This is a genomic window from Nocardia africana NBRC 100379 (genome assembly GCF_001612635.1).
GTDB classification, from domain to species: domain Bacteria; phylum Actinomycetota; class Actinomycetes; order Mycobacteriales; family Mycobacteriaceae; genus Nocardia; species Nocardia africana.
Map to the genome: position 1 here is coordinate 46,730 of NZ_BDAV01000022.1, position 17,510 is coordinate 64,239.

At 67.9% G+C, this 17,510-nt stretch carries 10 protein-coding genes; 5 read left to right on the plus strand and 5 right to left on the minus strand.

What is annotated here, in order from left to right:
- Window positions 1-162 precede the first annotated feature (162 nt).
- From NA3_RS31605 to NA3_RS31620, 4 genes are all read left to right on the plus strand, one after another.
- Entirely contained in the window at window positions 163-849 is a 687-nt protein-coding gene (locus NA3_RS31605) for a TetR family transcriptional regulator (protein WP_062968018.1), read from the plus strand.
- On the plus strand, window positions 834-1,886 hold the full coding sequence (locus NA3_RS31610) for a hypothetical protein (protein WP_062967954.1): 1,053 nt from the start codon (window positions 834-836) through the stop codon (window positions 1,884-1,886). Before NA3_RS31605 ends, NA3_RS31610 begins: the two co-directional genes overlap by 16 nt.
- Before the next feature lie 130 nt (window positions 1,887-2,016).
- Entirely contained in the window at window positions 2,017-3,006 is a 990-nt protein-coding gene (locus NA3_RS31615) for an alpha/beta hydrolase (protein WP_062967956.1), read from the plus strand.
- Window positions 3,007-3,143: 137 nt separating this feature from the next.
- Window positions 3,144-6,377: a protein kinase domain-containing protein gene (locus NA3_RS31620; RefSeq protein ID WP_062967958.1), complete on the plus strand. Its 3,234-nt coding sequence runs from the start codon at window positions 3,144-3,146 to the stop codon at window positions 6,375-6,377.
- Window positions 6,378-6,635: 258 nt separating this feature from the next.
- Here the strand turns inward: NA3_RS31620 and NA3_RS37270 are convergent, their stop codons facing one another.
- Window positions 6,636-6,806 carry a hypothetical protein gene (locus NA3_RS37270; RefSeq protein WP_157126614.1) on the minus strand — a complete coding sequence of 57 codons (171 nt, stop codon included), beginning with the start codon at window positions 6,804-6,806 and terminating at the stop codon, window positions 6,636-6,638.
- A gap of 525 nt (window positions 6,807-7,331) precedes the next feature.
- On the opposite strand from NA3_RS37270, the gene NA3_RS31635 reads away from it, so the two are divergent.
- A complete protein-coding gene (locus NA3_RS31635) occupies window positions 7,332-7,847 on the plus strand; it encodes a VOC family protein (RefSeq protein WP_062967964.1) in 516 nt (171 codons plus the stop codon).
- Between the two features lie 239 nt (window positions 7,848-8,086).
- Here NA3_RS31635 and NA3_RS31640 read toward each other — a convergent pair whose 3' ends face one another.
- The 4 genes from NA3_RS31640 to NA3_RS31655 all read right to left on the minus strand — a co-directional run bounded on the left by NA3_RS31640 (window position 8,087) and on the right by NA3_RS31655 (window position 17,443).
- Window positions 8,087-9,082, minus strand: coding sequence for an NADPH:quinone reductase (locus tag NA3_RS31640; RefSeq protein WP_062967965.1), 996 nt, complete (start codon window positions 9,080-9,082; stop codon window positions 8,087-8,089).
- A gap of 57 nt (window positions 9,083-9,139) precedes the next feature.
- Complete coding sequence (locus NA3_RS31645) at window positions 9,140-9,595, minus strand: pyridoxamine 5'-phosphate oxidase family protein (protein ID WP_062967967.1); 456 nt, start codon at window positions 9,593-9,595, stop codon at window positions 9,140-9,142.
- Between the two features lie 106 nt (window positions 9,596-9,701).
- Window positions 9,702-10,397 carry a DUF6875 domain-containing protein gene (locus NA3_RS31650; RefSeq protein WP_227995061.1) on the minus strand — a complete coding sequence of 232 codons (696 nt, stop codon included), beginning with the start codon at window positions 10,395-10,397 and terminating at the stop codon, window positions 9,702-9,704.
- A complete protein-coding gene (locus NA3_RS31655) occupies window positions 10,394-17,443 on the minus strand; it encodes a non-ribosomal peptide synthetase (RefSeq protein ID WP_062967969.1) in 7,050 nt (2,349 codons plus the stop codon). The genes NA3_RS31650 and NA3_RS31655 overlap by 4 nt, the downstream gene beginning before the upstream one ends.
- Between the last annotated feature and the right edge of the window lie 67 nt (window positions 17,444-17,510).

Here is a 17,510-nt window from a genome sequence, read left to right on the forward strand (position 1 = left end):
CGGCCGAGCGGTTTCGTCGCCGCGCCCCCGTCGGCGTAGAGATCGCCCTGGGGTCCACCTACCGACCGGTGGGCCCCAGAGGCGCGCTCCGCCTCGAACCATGCTCAGCTATTTTTTCGCTCATTGACCACACCAAACAGTTTGGTTTGGTAGGCTGTGACCGTGGCCACTTCCTACGACGCCGATAGCACCCGCGAACGCATACTCACCGCCGCGACGGACGAGTTCGCGCAGTACGGAGTCGCGGGCGCTCGCATCGATCGGATCGCCAGCCGGGCGAAGACGAGCAAGGAACGGCTGTATGCGCACTTTCGCAGCAAACAACAGCTCTACCGGTACGTCGCAGAGCGCGAACTCGCCGCGATGACGGAGGCCACCCACCTGGACGCTACCGATCTCCCCGCCTACGCCGGCCGCGTCCACGACCATTTCATGGCCCACCCCGACCACCTGCGCCTGCTGCAATGGGGCCGATTGGATGTCGTCGGCGCCGAGACGTCCGACGATCCTTTTCAGGACTCTGTGCGGGAGACGGTGCGCAACGGCGTCGAACAGTTGCGGCAGGCCCAGGTGGACGGGCATCTGGATCCGTCGTGGGACCCGATCGACATCATGGTCGTGGTTACTCAGCTCGCACTGGCGTGGGCTTCGGGCCCCGATCTCGTGCACCTCGCGGAGGGACAGGTTCGCGACCCCTCCCCCGCCGCGCGCCGCGCCGCGATCGTCGCGGCCGTAGCCGGCCTGTTTCCGGCGGCCGGCGGCACGCGCCCCACAAGTTCTGGCACCGATGGCACGACCCCGGCGGCTGTGCGTGAGGATCGAGGAGTTCGTTCGTGCGCGAGTGGATAGTCAAGCTCAATACCATCGACGGTGGCGCGGCCGAGGCGCTGCGGGTGATCGAACATTTCGACATGCTGGTCGACCAGCGGTCCTCGGCATTGGCCATGCTGCGTGCGGCCGCGGTCCTCGCCGAGTGCCGTGTCGGACTGGAGGACCCGGAACGTGGCCTTCGAGTCGGTGTCGACGCCGCCGGGCGGACGTTGACAGATCTCGACACGAAGATCGGAACGCGACAGATACAGCGCTTCGAGGAGATCACGGTCTGGCTCGATCGCGACGGCACGCCGTGGCCCCTGGACCACCTGATCCTCGAACGCTTCGCCCGCAGCCTGCATGCGGTCAAGAAGACGCGCGAGAGCTCACCGACCGCGGCGGCGATCCGCATCGCCTGCGACCCCGACGCCGCCTCGGTGGATCGGGAGAACGCGCTGCGGCGGCTGGGCTTGGGACCGACCGTCACCGTGGTGGCCACCCATCGGGCCGATGCCGAGCACATGCCGCCGGGGCTCGTCGTCGACGAGCACCAGATCCACCTCTTCCCCGGATCACCCCCCTCGCTGACCATCCCCCGCACCATCGCGGCCGGCATCCATGTCTGCGCAGGTGCCGAGGCGCACCGGGGCCGGGAGTACGCGCTGACGGCATTGCGCATCGCGGTCGATCTCGCCACGGGCGCACCTACGCACGTGCGCTACGACCAGCTCGGCAGCATCGCCACGATCGTCGAGAGCATCGATGCGGAGACGGCCGCGCAGGCACCCGATGTCCGGCGGGTCGTCGAACTGCAGGCACAGCGGCCGTGGGTCGCTCCCACGCTCGAGGCCGTGTTGAGCCACAGCAGTATTCGCGAAGTCGCCCGGCTGCAGAACCTGCACCACTCGACCATGCGCCAGCGCATCGACTGGCTCGAACGCCAGCTCGGGTACACCCCGCTGAGCGGCGGCGGCTATGCGCGCGCGAGCACGACGCTGATGCTCTGGCGGATCGCTATGGCGGCCGAACGCAGGCACACGTCCCTCACGCCCGCCCACGCGGTGTACCGGTAGCCACGCACGACGGCACCTGCCTGCGGGGTCCTGACCGCCGTTTGTCGGGGACGACGGCGCGAGTCACGTCGACTTGGCGGCTGTGTCCCGCCTCATACGGCCTGTTCACTGAGTGCCGAAGGAGGTTCTCATGACCCAGAACGCAATCGACTTCGGCCCAGCGCCGGTACGGCCGCCCTACGATCCCGAATTGCTTCCCGGCCTCGCGGCCATCCGGTCGGCCACGCCACCGCTGAGTGACGAAACACTGGAACTGATGCGCGAGATCACCGTCGCCACCGTGCCCGGGCGCGATCCCGTCGATCTGACCGCGGGCGGCCGGGTTCGAGTCGACGAACTCACCGTCGCGACGCCGTCGGCCGAGCTGCCGCTCACCGTGCTCACTCCCGCCGAAGGTCGGGGCCCGTGGCCGCTGATCTACTACGTGCACGGCGGCGGGATGGTCGCCGGCGGACGCCACCTGGGTCTGGACGATCTGCTGTCGCACGTGGCCGATGGCACCGCGGTCGTCGCGTCGCTCGACTACCGCCTTGCCCCCGAACACCCCGATCCCATCCCGGTCACCGACTGCTACGACGGTCTGCGCTGGTGCGCGGAGAACGCGGCGCACCTGCGCGCGGACCCCTCGCACATCATCGTCACCGGAACCAGTGCGGGCGGCGGCCTGGCCGCGGGCATCACCCTCATGGCCCGCGACATGGGCTTCCCGCAGGTGAGCCATCAAGTGCTCGTGTGCCCGATGCTCGACGACCGATTCGAAACCCACAGCTCCCGCATGCTCGACAACGACGGCAGCTGGGACCGCAACGGCAACCTGTACGGCTGGACGGCGTTACTCGGTGATCGGCGCGGGACCGATGACGTCTCCTACTACGCGGCGCCCGCGCGGGCGAAGGACCTGTCCGGGCTACCTCGCACCTTCATCGATGTCGGTGACGCGGAAGGCTTTCGCGACGAAGCCATCGACTACGCCAGAAACCTGAGCCGGGCCGGAGTGAGTGTGGATCTGCACGTCTGGGCAGGTGGTTTCCACGGGTACGAGAACATCCCGCAGGCGGCTGTCGCTCGGGCGTCGTTCTCGACACGGACCGCGTTCTTCCGGCGCGCACTGGAACGCTGACAGGAAAAGGGTTCCATGGAATATCTCCGTGGAAACGGCTGTGCCGCCGGCGCGGCCGTCCTGCCCTGACCTCACCGGCTCGAGCGCGCGGACGGGGATACTCTGGCTGGTACCTGCTGACGGATCACGAGTAGCCGATGGCCGAGAACGATCTGTGCAAGACCCAGCGTGATGTCGGGATCGATGTCATCACGGAGCTGCGTACTGCGGGTTTCGAGGACGCGCAGGAGATCGGCAGGGGTGGATTCGGAGAGGTGTATCGATGTCGCCAGATCGGCGTGGAACGCACGGTGGCGGTGAAGGTGCTCACTGAGGAATTCGACGACAACCGCGAGCGATTCCTGCGCGAGCAGCGGGCGATGGGGCGTTTGACCGGACATCCGAACATCGTCGACATGCTGGAGGTCGGCGCCACCGACAACGGTCACCCGTATCTGGTGATGCCGTATCACTCGCATGGTTCACTGCATGACCGCATCCTCCGCGACGGGCCGTTGCCACTGCCGGAGATTCTCCACATCGGAGTGATGATCGCGGGAGCGCTCGAAACGGCACACCGTGCGGGCGTCCTGCACCGGGATATCAAGCCGGCGAATATATTACTGACCGACTACGGTGAGCCGGCGTTGACGGATTTCGGCATCGCCCACATCACCGGTGGCTTCGAAACCGCCACCGGCACCGTCACCGGTTCGCCGGCCTTCACCGCGCCCGAGGTGCTTCGTGGCGAGGCGCCGAGCGAAGCCTCGGACGTCTACGGGTTGGGCTCCACACTCTTCTGCGCGCTGACCGGTCATGCCGCCTATGAGCGCCGCGCCGGTGAACAGGTGGTCGCCCAGTTCCTGCGGATCACCGAACAGCCGATTCCGGATCTGCGCGACAACGGCATTCCCGACGACGTAGCCCGGGTGATCGAAGAGGCGATGTCGCATGATCCGGCCCAGCGTCCCACTGCCGCGGTCTTCGGGGACCGGCTCAGGCAAGTCCAACGTGGGCACGGTTTGCTCGTGGACCGGATGCCCCTGCGGGATGAACTCGAAGCCCCACTGTCGAGATGGGCGACATCGGCCCCCACTGCGGCAGGCGAGGGAAACCTACCGCCCGAGCTGACGAGTTTCGTGGGCCGGCGCGTTCAGGTGGCGGAGGTCAAGAATTTGCTCGCGATGTCGCGTCTGGTGACCTTGACCGGTATCGGGGGTGTGGGTAAGTCGAGGCTGGCGCTGCGGGTGGCGCACAAGCTGAAGGACGAATTCGCCGACGGCGTGTGGCTGGTCGAGTTGGGCGATACCCGGGATCCGACCCTCCTGGTCGACGTCGTGGCCAACGCACTCGGTCTGCGCAGCAGGGGCGCCGGACCGATACTCGATGTCCTGATCGGTTATCTGTCCACGCGTGAACTGCTGGTGGTGCTGGACAACTGCGAGCAGGTGATCGATGCGGCCACGGCACTGACCGAGTCACTGTTGCGAACATGTCCGGGCGTACGGATTCTGGCGACCAGCCGGGAGCCCCTCGACGTCGGCGGAGAATCGGTGTTCGCCGTACCGCCGCTGACGATCCCGGATCCGGTGGCCGAGCCGGCACCGCGCGTCGTCCACGACAACGCCGTGGCGTTGTTCGCCGAACGAGGCGCCGCGGTGGTGCCCGGGTTCGAAGTCACCGAGGACAACCGGGCCGACGTGACGCGGATCTGCGCTCGGCTGGACGGGCTGCCGCTGGCGATCGAACTCGCTGCCGCGCGGCTGCGCGCGATGTCACCTCAGCAGATTCTGTCCGGGCTCGACGACCGCTACGGTTTGCTGACCCGAGGCCGGCGCGGTGCACCGATGCGGCAGCAGACGCTGGCGTGGTGTATCGGCTGGAGCTATGACCTGTGCACGCCGGACGAGCAACGGCTGTGGGCCCGACTATCCGTGTTCGCAGGCGGTTTCGAGCTCGACGCCGTCGAGCAGGTGTGTGGCGACGGCCCGACTCGGCCGCAATTGCTCGATGCGCTGTCCGTTCTGGTGGACAAATCGATTCTGATCCGGGAGGACGTCGATCACACCGTCCGCTTCCGGATGCTCGAGACCGTTCAGGAATACGGTCGGCACGAGGCGGAAGAGAGCGGCGAATACGTCGATTTCGCTCGGCGACACCGGGATTGGTGTCTCGCGCTGGCGCAGCACGCGGAACGCGAATGGATCGGTCCGCAACAGCTGCGGTGGGTTGCCCGGCTGGAGCGAGAACTGCCGAATCTCCGCACCGCACTGGAGTTCGCCGTGTCGGAATCGACCGACGTCGCCATCCGGATGGTCATCGCCCTCCATTTGTTCTGGATGATGCGTGGCCGGCTCGACGAGGGGCGCCGCTGGACCGCTCGCGCACTCACCCATGCCGGAGCAGCGTCGGCCGTCGATCGGGCCAAGGCCCTCTATACCGCCGGGTCGCTCGCCGTCATACAACGCGACTTCGGCGACGCCACAGACAAAGTGACGCAGCTCGAGCACCTTGCCGAACAGACCGACAGCCCCGTCGTCGACGCGATTCTCGCGCATGCTCGAGGCGCCATGGTGCTCATGACCAGCGACGGCGATCTGGACCGCGCCCACCACCTCATGACCGAGGCCATCGACCGCTACGAGGAATTCGGTGAGCTGAGCCTGCGGTTGGACGCCCTGATCTCCCTCGGCTGGTCGTGCGCACTGCTCGGTGCCACAAGCCTCGCGACCGAATGCTTCGAACAGGTGGTGGCCATCACCGAAGCGGCCGGCGAGACGATGCTGCGGTCCTGGGCCCTGTGGGGCGAGGGATATGTCGCGTGGCGCGGCGGCGAGCCCGACCGCGCTACGCGCTTGCTCGAGGACGGCATCCGCTCGGCCCGGCTGGTTCCGGACCCCCTCGTCTCCGCGGCCTGCACGGAAACCTTGGCGTGGGTGGTGTGCGAACACCACGATCACCGGCGCGCCGCCGTGTTGATGGGCGCCGCCGATTCGCTGGTCAGCGTGGCCGGCAGCGCAGCTTTCGTCTTTCCCGATCTGCTCACGCACCGCACGGATTGCGTCCGGGACAGCCGAGAGGCGCTCGGTGAGCGGGCATTCGAGACTGCGCTCGGCGAAGGCGCTGCGATGACGTTCGATTCGGCCGTGGCCTTCGCCCTGCGTGAACAGTCCGAGGTCCGCACGCCTCGACGTGGCGTCGGAACCCTGACCAAACGTGAGATCCAGGTCGCCGAACTCGTGGCCCAGGGTCTGTCCAACAAGGCGATCGCCGCGCGGTTGGTCATTTCGCAGCGCACCGCGGAGGGGCATGTGGAACATATTCTCGCCAAGCTCGGCTTCACCTCGCGTCTGCAGATCGCGACATGGGTCGCCGCACATCCCGAATTCTGACCTCGCCCCGCCGTTACGCCTGCCGCCGGAGAGGTTGCGGATCCAGGAACAATCGTTCGTTCGGTAAGCGCTTGTCGGGCAGCGCTTCATCGATTCTGTGCGGGAACACTTCGACCGCACACCACCGCTTCCGGCGGCAATCATGAATCAAGTTGACCGCCGCCGCGAGTGTTGCGCGGTAGTCGAAGGCCGTTCTGCCCAACCAGATTCGCACATGCACGTCACCCCGGGGCAACAGCCGAGGGTGCTCGGCGAGGGTCAGCAACGCCCGGTCCCGCTCGCGACGTCACCATCGACACGCCACGCCGACAACAGCGCGTCCGCCAACCTCCGCTCGAGCCGGCGCTCCTCCGAGTTGCCGGATCGTCCGGACTTCAGCCCTTCGATCACCAGCTCGAGGAACCGCCGCCTGTCGACACCGAACGTCACGAGAAGATCCTCCGAACTCGCACCCCCGAACGGCGCCCAGCGAATCGCGAATTCGATCGTCGCCTTCGTATCCGCGCCGATAGCGCGGCCGGAGGCGAGAAAATCCCATTGACTCAGCGCCGAGCGGACCCAGAACGAGTCGTAATCCCTGTTCGCTCGCGACGTCGCCTCCCGGGCCCCCGCTCGCGGCGGTTGGGGCGGATGGGACCCGCGCGCACCGCGGATCCCGACGGAACGACTGCGCTGTCGCTGCTGTGCATTCATGGCGTCCCCGAGCGGTAGTGGTCGATTTGTCCCACCCAGCCTCGTTCGAGAACGCGCGATCGGCGACGGGAAATCTACCTACACCCGTACCTGTTTTTCGCGGCTGGGTACCTCCTGTCGCCGCCGCACCTTGTTACCCCGAAGCACCGGAAGCCGGTCGGCGTGATCCGGACGTGGACCGCCCTAGCTCTAGATAGATTGATCTAGTATCCTCGGCACATCGTCAGATACGCGAAGCCGGAAGTTGAAAGGCCAACCAGAATGATCAAAATCGAGCGGGTCGCGCACGTCGTCATCAAGGTCCGCAGCCTGGAGAAGTCGCTCGACTTCTACACGCGGATCCTCGGGCTGAAGGTCATGGGCAGAATCGATCCGAGTGTCGTCTTTCTGTCCACGGGACGCGACCACCACGAACTCGGCATCGCCGAACTCGGCACCGAAGCTCCCGGCGGGACCTTCTATCAGGTCGGAATGGAGCATTTCGCGTTCAAGCTTCGCAACGAAGCCGATCTGATCGAAGCGTATGAAACCCTGGTGCGGGAGAACGTCGAGATCGCCTACACGGTCAATCACGGGGTGACCAAGAGCGTCTACTTCCTCGACCCCGACGGCAACGAGCTCGAAGTGTACGCGGACAACTCCCCCGAGGAAGTCGCCAGTTTCGAGAACCCGTACGGCGGAATGGAGAAACTCGCCTTCGCCACCGACAAGCCGTCGCTGATGGATTCGATCATCAAAGCCCAGCAGTCGATGGCACCCGCGGGCGCAGCCGAATGACTCGGCGGCACATCGCCGAATCCGCTTGACACCGTCCACGGGTGGGGTTCGTTTCGTGCGAACGTGTTTCGACGCCGTCTCGGATCATGGATCCCACCCGTGGAACGCGACGACGGCCGGCACCGCGGGCGCTGTCGTCGATCAGGGCTGCGGCGACACCGTGGCATCGTGCCGCGGAAACGACGCGGCCGCCCGACCGCCCCTTGCCCACCGCAGGTCCACACCGTCCTGGTTTGTCGTCATGGCATCAGGATGAGACGCCCACGGACGCCGCCCTTTTCGACACGATGGTGTGCTTCGGCTGCTCGCGCCAGGGGCATCGTGTCGGCGATCCGTGCGGTCAGTGTTCGGTCGGCGAGCTTCTGGTTGAGCACGGTCGCGGCGGCGGCCAGGTCGGTGACGGCGGCGTTGCTGATCGCGAACCCGGCCACGGTGACGTCGTGGGTGTAGACGCGGGCGACGGGGAGCGGCACCCGCGCCTGTGGGCCGGCTGCGGTCAGCAGGAGCCGGCCCCCGCGGGCCAGCAAGGCGACCGCGACGTCGATGTCGTGGTGGCCCGAGGTGTCCCAGTACACGTCCAGCCCGTCGGGCGCCGCCGCCCGGATCTGCTCGACCATGCCGGGGTCCCGGTAGTCGACCACCACGGCGGCCCCCGCCTCCCGGGCACGCGCGAGCCCGTTCCCGGAGGCGGACGCGATCACCCGGGCGCCGGCCGCGCACGCGAGGCGGACCGCGGCATCGCCGACGTTTCCGGCGCCGCCGCCGATATATACGGCGTCTCCGAGCCCGAGCCGAGCGTGCCGGAACAGCCCCAGCCATGCAGTGGCGGCCGGATGCGCGACGCCGACCACCCGAACCGGATCCACCCCGTCGGGCAGGGGGTACAGCCGGTCGGCCGGGACAACCGCGTACTGCGCGAACGAGCCCTGCCGGCCACCGTGGCCCAGACTGTTGCGCCACACCGCGTCCCCGACCACATGACCAGCGACACCCTCGCCGACCGCCGCGACGTTGCCGACCAGGTCGCGGCCGACGATGAACGGGAAGGGTGTCGGCGTCGCATACGCCCCCGACCGCACGTACGTGTCCACCGGGTCGACCGTGACCGTGTGGACGGCCACCAGCACATCGGTGGGTCCGATCCGCGGAACGGGCAACGGTCCGTAGTGGATCGCATCGGCCGGGCCGAGCGCCTCCACGTAGGCCGCGTCCATCACCTCCGGTATCCCGGCCATCGCGCCTGCCTCCTTTCGGCCGATCAGGCGCCGCCACGCCGGTCACGGCCTCCGGACTTACTCGATCCCGTATGTTGCGGCCCAGGCCGCCCGCAGCTCGGACTCCGTGGCATGCCCGAACTGGTAGGCCGGCGAATCCACCGGCAGGGCGCGGTCGACGGTCACCAGTACTGCTTCGATCGCGGGATATCCCGGCCCCTGGGTGGCGAGCAACCAGTCGTGAATCCACTCGAACACCGCGCTGCCGGGACCGTGGAATTCGGCGGTTCCCTTGAACCGGTACCCGCGTCGTTTGAGGAAGTCGACGACGTTGATCTCCAGTCGGGGATCACGCCGCAAGTTGGCGACCGTGCCCGGCGATGCCTGATTCAGGAACACCAGATGATCGTCGTCGTACACCCGCACGGTCCCCTTCGGGGAAAGGTTCGGTGATCCGTCCGCGCACACCGTGGCGACGAACCCCAGTTTGGCGCTGTCCACGATCGAGCGCATGTCCTCGTCGATGACACCCATGACCCCCGCCTACCCCCGGACCTCCCGGCGAATCATTCGTCACCTACGCACAGTTGTGGCACTGGACCTGACTCTCCTGAAACCGCCGGACTCGACCTCCGCACCGTCAGCGGGCGTGCTCGGATCCGATAAGGGCGTGATTGGCGGTGATGTCCGCTATCGCGTCGCCACGGTCGCACAGATCATCGGCCAGACGGCATCGGAGGGCAGTGGGCAGCGCGGGGGCGAAGGTTTTGAAATAGGCCCGCAGCCAGTCGGGTCGAGCGATCAGGAATGGCAGATCTGTTGTCATCATGTTGCGGGCCACGATCATCGGCCAGGGCGTGTCCAGGGGGTGAAAGTCGTGATTCCACAGCCCGGGATGTGTGCAGCCGGGGTAGAACTGCCCCAGCATGAACCCCTGCTCGACGAACTGGGTCTTGCGGGCAGCGTGGACCTCGTCGATGACGGTGTGATCGGAAAGCTCCTCGACGACCGTGATCAGTGCGTGCGGGCGCTTCCAATCCGAGATCGTGGTGAGGTGGACGAACAGGTCGTACATATCGTTGACCAGAAGGTCGAGTGCCGGTGCGTCGACATCACCGTCCACGAAGGTCGCCCATAACAGGCACTTGGTGATTGCCTGGCTGATGAACGGGCACACGGCGCCCGGTCTGCCGAGGTCGTCGTGCGGTTGAGTGAGATACTCGCGAGACCATTGCGTCAACCGCGCCGCGCGGGGCTCCGGCCGTTCCGGGTCGAACAGGTTGAGCCATTCGGCGCCGGAACGCGGTCCGGTCAGTGTGGTGATCGGCGTGGTCATGGTGCCTCCCCGGGGTCGAGGCCATCTGGACGATGTGCGTGGCGCGGCATGTGCATCCGTAGCCGCGGCCCGATGAATTCCAAGGCTGCGGCACTTGTCATTTCGTCGTGGTCGGCGGGGACGCGCAGTGTGGTGATGGTTCCTTCGATGAAGGGCCGCCACGAATTCACGCCGAGATCTGCGTCCGATCCCCTTGCGGCACCGAAATACAGAAGATCGCCGGGGAAACGCGCCGGACTGTAGCGCCGGGCCATCTCGATCGCGCGCACACCGGCGCGACACAGCCTTGCACGATGGCGGTCATCCAGCGATTCGGCCGGTAGTGCGAACCGGTTCAGCAGGCGCCGTATTCGCGCGGCGTCCGCTGCGTCGTCCGCGAAGGCCTCGTCGGTCAGCACCGCACTGTCCAACATCGCGAGGAGCGCAACGGGTTGGCCCTCGGCCCGTAACCGGACGGCGATCGCATGGGCTATCGAACCGCCGACCGACCAGCCCAGCACGCTGTACGGCCCACGGGGCTGGTGTGCCCGAATCTCGGTCAGATAATGGTCGGCGAGCTGTTCGATGGAGTCGAATTCCGCAGCAGGATCGGCGATGTGGGGCAGTTGCAGTCCGTAGATCGGTGTCTCGGGGTCGAGGTGAGCGGTCAAGCCGGCGAACGACCACGAGAGACCGATCGCGGAGTGGATACACCACAACGCCGGTTGTGTCCCGGTCGCACGGATCGGCAGGACGGTCCGCAGTGCGGCATCCGGGTCGGTCGCGTCCGGTGCGGCCACACCTCGATCGAGAAGTGCGGCAAGCGTTTCGGGTGTGGAATGGGTGTAGATATCCCGCACGGTGATCGGCGTCGCGGTTCGCGCGCGTAGGCGCCCGGCGAGTTCGGCGGCGGTGAGCGAATGTAAGCCGAGCGCGAAGAGGTTGTCGTTCGCGGCGACGTCGTCGACGCCGAGCAGCTCGGTGACGGTCCGCACGACAAGTTTCTCGGAATCGCCGGCGGCGGGCCGGCGCGCCGACGCGGGTGCGGGTGCGGGCAAGGCAGCGCGGTCCAATTTGCCGGCCTGATTGGTCGGCAAGGCGGAAACCACGCACGCATTGGCGGGAACGAGGTGGCTCGGTAGCAACTCGCGGACCCGGGCGAGCACGTCGTCCGTATCGACCGCGCCGTTTTCGGGGACCAGATACGCGACCATTCGCGCGTCGGGGAGCCCCTGGTGGTACACCGCGACCGCCGCGCGCGAAACCTGCGGGTGGTCGGCGAGGAGGGATTCGATCTCTCCCGGCTCGATGCGGTGCCCGCGCAGGTTGATCTGATTGTCGACCCGTCCGTGGTACTCCAATCTCCCGTCCTGCCACCGGCATACGAGATCACCCGTTCGATACATGCGGCTGCCCGGCGGGCCGTAGGGATTGGCGACGAAGCGTGCGGCCGTGGCGGCGGCGTCGCCGTGGTAGCCGCGGGCGAGGCTGGGGCCGGCCAGATACAGCTCTCCGGGCACATCGGGCGGGCGCAGAGCGAGCCACCTGTCCAGTGGCAGGACGCTGACGCCGGGTATGGGTGCCCCGATGGACACCGGCCCGCCCGGTGTGAGCGGATCGGTCTGTGTGGACACCACGGTCGCTTCCGTCGGTCCATAGCTGTTGATCAGTCGGCGTCGCGGGTGTGCCCACCGGGTGATCATCCGTGTGTCGACCGGCTCGCCGCCGGTGACCACCGTTCGGAGATCTGTCAGTTGTCCGGCGTCGAGACTGGACAGCACGACAGGCGAGGACAGGTAGTGGGTCACGCGTTCGCGCGCGAGGAGCCGGGTCAGCTCGGCGCCGCCGACCATGCCGGGCGGAACGACGATCAGGGTTGCGCCGCAACTGAATCCGGCGAACAGCTCGAGCAACGAGGCGTCGAAGACGGGTGCGTGCGCGTGCGCTATCCGTGCCTCGGCTCCGACGCGATAGCGGTCGATCAGGTGTGCGGTCAGGGCCGCGAGCCCGCGGTGGGTGACGGTGACCCCCTTCGGTCGTCCGGTGGTGCCCGACGTGAATGTCACGTAGGCGGGATGATCGGCGTGCAGTGGCACCGTGCGTTCGGCGTCGGTCACCACGCCCGAGGACCGGACGGCGATACGCGCGCTGGTCTCGGGATCGTCGAGAACCACCCAGCCGCCGACGGGTTGCGGCAGAACCGCGGCATGGCGCGCGAACGTGACCCCGGATACCGGTCGGGCGTCGCCCATCACCGTCGCGATCCGTCCGCGGGGCTGGCCGGGGTCGATCATCAGCGTTGCGGCCCCCGTCATCGTGACGGCCCACCAGGCGAGGACCGATTCGAGGCTGCGGGGGATCGCGATGGCGGCGATCTGCTCGGGCCCCACGCCGAGTTCGATCAGCTCGCGCGCCAAGCGGGCTGCCCGCGATTCCAGGGCGCGGTAGGACAGAGCGCGGTCGCCATCTCGAATCGCGAGTCCGTCGGGGTTTCGGTGGGCGCCGGCGGCGAGCAGTTCGGGCAGCGTTCGGACGGGAGGCGGCGGATCGGGTGGTGTGACCGGCGGCGCGGCCGGTGCGAGGTGGCTGAGCTCCGTGTCCGGGTCTTCGGCCAGCGTCGTGGCCAGCGTCGAGAACACACGGGCGTACGCCTCGGCGGTGCGTCGGCTGAAAAGGTCTGTGGCGTAGCCGAATCGGGCGTCGACGCCGATGAGAGTCCCGGCGGAGTCGCGCCGCTGGGTCAGGGTGACGTCGAGGTCGAACCGCGCGACGGACAATTCGAGGGGAACCTCCGTGAGCCGCAGCCCGGGAAGCGTGGGGTGCTCGCCGACGGCCGTTTCCACGATCAGCATCGTCTGCGCCGGCGGCACATCGGACGCGCCGATCGCCGCGACGACTTGTTCGTACGGAACGTCGGATTGCGCGAATGCGGCGACGTCGAAATCCCGGACTCGCGACAGTATTCGGCGAAAACTATCGGAGGGATTCACCTGCGCGCGCAACAGAATCGTGTTGACGAACATGCCCACCAGTGCGTCGAGCCGGCGATCGCCACGACCGCTGGTCGGTGTGGCCACGACGGTGTCCCCGCCGCCGGACAGGCGCTGCAGCCACACCGCGGTCAATGCCTGGTAGGCCATGAAATCTGTCGCGCCGACGGCGTGCGCGATGCGGCACAGTCGCTGACACGACACCGGGTCCACCGGGACCGTGATGTGATCACCGCGAGCGGTGCGGCGGATCGCCCCGGGACGGGACACCGGCACGCGCTCCGGGGTCAGGTCCGCCAGCCGCTGCTGCCAGCCCCGGATCTGCTCCGCGCCAGAGGAATCGGGGTTCGCCGTATCGCCGAGGACATCTGTGTGCCATAGGGCGTAGTCGGCATAGGTGACCGGTAGCGGAGACCATCCGGGCGGGTTCCCGGCACTGCGAGCGGCGTATGCGGCGCAGAGATCGCGGGCCAGCGGTCCCATCGACCAACCGTCGGCCACCAGGTGATGCAGGACGAGCACCAGCACGTGCGCGGAGGGCGCCGACCGCAGCAGCCCGACCCGGAAACACGGCTCGACGTCAGCGTGGAAACCCGCCGACGCCAGGGCCTCGAGCCGTGCGTCGAGTGCCTCCGGTTCGATCGGCTGAGCAGACAGGTCGAGCTGAATCTCGTCTACCGGCAGGACACGTTGGGTCGGCCCGTGCGCATCGGCGGGGAACACCGTTCGTAGCGGTTCGTGTCGTTCCAGCACATCGCGCAGCGCATCGGTCAGCGCGCCGGTGTCGAGCGGGCCGTCCAGCCGGACCGCGAACGGCATGTTGTACGCGGGGCTGTCCGGATCCAGTTGGTTGGCGATCCACAATCGTCGCTGCGCGGGCGCGAGCGGGATGCGTCCCGGGCGTGGATCATCTCGCCGGGTGAGTTGTACGAGCGCAGAGCCCTCGGATCCCTCATCGATACGACGTGCCAAGGCAGCGACGGTCGGATGCTCGAAAACGTCACGCACCCCGATCACCGCACCGGTGGATTCGGACAGCCGGGACGCGAGTTGCGTAGCGGCCAGTGAGTGGCCGCCCAGGGCGAAGAAATCGTCGTCGAGACCTGCCCGTGCGATGCCGAGTAGCTGCGCGACCGTGGACGCGACCACCTCCTCGGTGGGGGTTTGTGGCGCCCGGTGGCGCGCCGGGGTCAGCGCCGGAGCGGGCAGCGCCGCGCGATCGAGTTTGCCGTTGGCGGTCCGCGGCAGTTCCGGCAGCACGATCGCTGTGGTCGGTACGAGCGGTTGCGGCAACACCCGCCGTACGCGCGAGAGCACCGAATCGGCGGCGAGTTCGGCGCCGGCGGGAACGAGGTAGGCGACGAGCACGTCACCCGAGGGACCGGGATGGATCGCCACCGCCGCGCGGGCGACCTGGGGATCGTCCGCCAACGCGGATTCGATCTCGTGCGGCTCCACCCGGATACCCCGCAGGCTGATCTGGCTGTCACCACGGCCGAGGTAGTCGAAAGCCCCGTCGAGGCGCCGCCGTGCCAGATCGCCCGTGCGATACATCCGGCTACCGGCGGGACCATAGGGATCGGCGACGAAATGGATGGCGGTCAGGGCCGGGGAGCGGTGATAGCCACGGGCGATGCCCGGACCGGACACATACAGTTCACCGCTTGCTTCGCGCGGCTGCCGCCGCAGCCGCCGGTCCAGCACGACCACTTCCGCACCGGCGGCCGGGGTGCCGATCGTGATCGGCCCCTCGACGCCGAGCGGTTCGGTCTGGGTGGCGATCACGGTGGTTTCGGTCGGGCCGTAGCTGTTGATCAGCCGGTGGCGTGCGCTCCACGCCGCCGCGATGGTTCGCGGGCACGCTTCGGCGCCGGTGACGACCGTCTCCAACTCGGGCAGCGCGGCCGGATCCAGTGTGGCGAGGACCGCCGGGGTGGACAGGTAATGGGTTATCCGCCGGTCCGAGAGCAGCCGGGTGAGCGCGCTGCCGCCGATGACGCCGGGCGGGCAGACGACCATGGTGGCACCGGCGCCGAACGCGGCGAGCAGTTCCAGCAGTGCCGCGTCGAAGCCGGGAGCGTGCGCCAGCAGCACGCGGGAACTCGGCCGCACCCGATAGTGCGCCACCACGTAGCGCGTCAGATTCGCCAGTCCGCGGTGGGTGACCGGCACGCCTTTGGGCGAGCCGGTGGTCCCGGATGTGTAGATCAGGTAGGCGGGGTGTGCGCTGTGCAACGGACGGGTCCGCTCCGAATCGAGAACCGGCGAGGCCGGACGCGCGCTTACCCGGGTGCGCGTTTCCGGGTCGTCCACGACGAGCCACCGGAGCCCGCCGGATCGCCTACCGGCGTCGTCGCCGACGGTGAGCCCGGCTACCGGACGAGCGTCGGCGAGCATCCGCGCGACCCGTTCATCCGGGGTGGCGGGGTCGATCGGCATCCACGTCGCGCCGGTCTTGGCGACGGCCCAGAACGCGAGCACCGAAGCGAGCGACCGATCGATGAGCACCGCCACCACAGTTTCGGGGCCCGCCCCCGCGGCGATGAGTTCACGGGCCCATTGCGAGGACCGGGCATCGAGTTCGGCGTAGGAGCACCGGACCCCGTCTTCCTCGACCGCGGTCGCGCGTGCGTGTGCCGCGCCTTCCGCGAGAATGTCGGGAAGTACCGCAGCAGAGGATGTTTCGTCGTGCTCGATCGCGCGATCGAGGAGATTCGCCTCGTCCGTGGGCGTCAGCAACGGCAGGGCGCACACCAGCGTATCGGGCTCGGCGGCCACGACCGCATTCAACAGGGTCAGGAGCCGCGCATGGTGGTCGGTCACGACGGCGTCGGTGTAGAGGGCCGGATTCCCCGACAGGTCGATGCCCAAGGGGGCGTGTGCGCCGAATCGGTAGACATGCAATGCCACGTCTTCGACACCACCTGCAGGCAGCACCTTCACACTGACGGGCTCGCCACCGAACCGCAGCGATTCATCGCCGAGCATCAGGTTGATCACCGGCCCGAGAGCACCACGGCCGCCGACTGCCGGCCCCAGGTCGCGCCGGATGTCCTCGAGCCGGTAGTGCTGGTGGCGGAGTGCCCCGGTCACCGCCAGACGCACCTGCCGGACCAGATCTCCGACCGTCGTGTCCGAACCGATGTGTGCGCGCAGGGGGACGGTATTCGCCACCATGCCCGCCGAGCGACGCAATGCCGCGGTGGTCCGGGCAGCGACCGGAAGCGAGACGACGACGTCGCGCGCCCCCGTCATCCGGGCGAGATACGCCAGCGCCGTCGCCACGATGAGCACGGGAGTCTGCACATCGAAGCGACCGGCGGCCGCCGCCAACGCGGCAACGGAATCGGGGGGCAGTACGCCGCGCGCGGCGAGCGGGACGGCGCACGGCGGGGCCACCCGGCCGCTGAGCGAGGGCACCGTACGAAGGCCGGTGAGGCACTCCTGCCAGTAGGTGCGGTCGCGCTCGGCGCGTGCGGAGCGACGGTAGGCGCACTCGCGGTCGACGATGTCCGGCAGCGCGAGGGCGCCCGATGGCCGAGCGTCGATTCCGGTGCACGCCGCGGAATACAGCTCATCTGTGCGGCGCAACAAGATCATCGCGCCGATGCCGTCGATGCCCACGTGATGGGCACGCGAATACCACCAGTAACGATGGCGGCCGACTCGGATCAGGTGCGAGCACCCCGGCTCGTCGACGAGGAGGTCGATGGGCGCGCGGAGATCGGCGTCGATCCATTCCCGGGCGGCTGCCGTGGGGTCGGGACGGTCGGTAAAATCGTCGATCTGAATCGTGCGCTGCAGGCTGTGGTCCACTCGCTGGACGACCCGGCCGTCGTGGCGCAGGAAAGTGAGGAACGGCGACTCCAGTTCGTGCCCGGCGACCAGGGCGCACCGTTGCAGGAGGGCCACATCGAGTTCGGCGTCGATATCGAGAACGTGAGCCACGCACAGCGGCACCGACGGCAGGAGTTGCTGGGCATGCCACAGCCCTGCCTGGGCCGGTGACAGCTCGAAGGCTCCCGGCGGCAGAGCGGATGCGGTCACCGCGTTCGCAGTCGAATCCTCGCAGGTCATGCGCTCATTCCTTCGCGTCGGAACGGGCACCGTCGCGAGGTCGCGCGTTCAGCGAATGTGGAATACT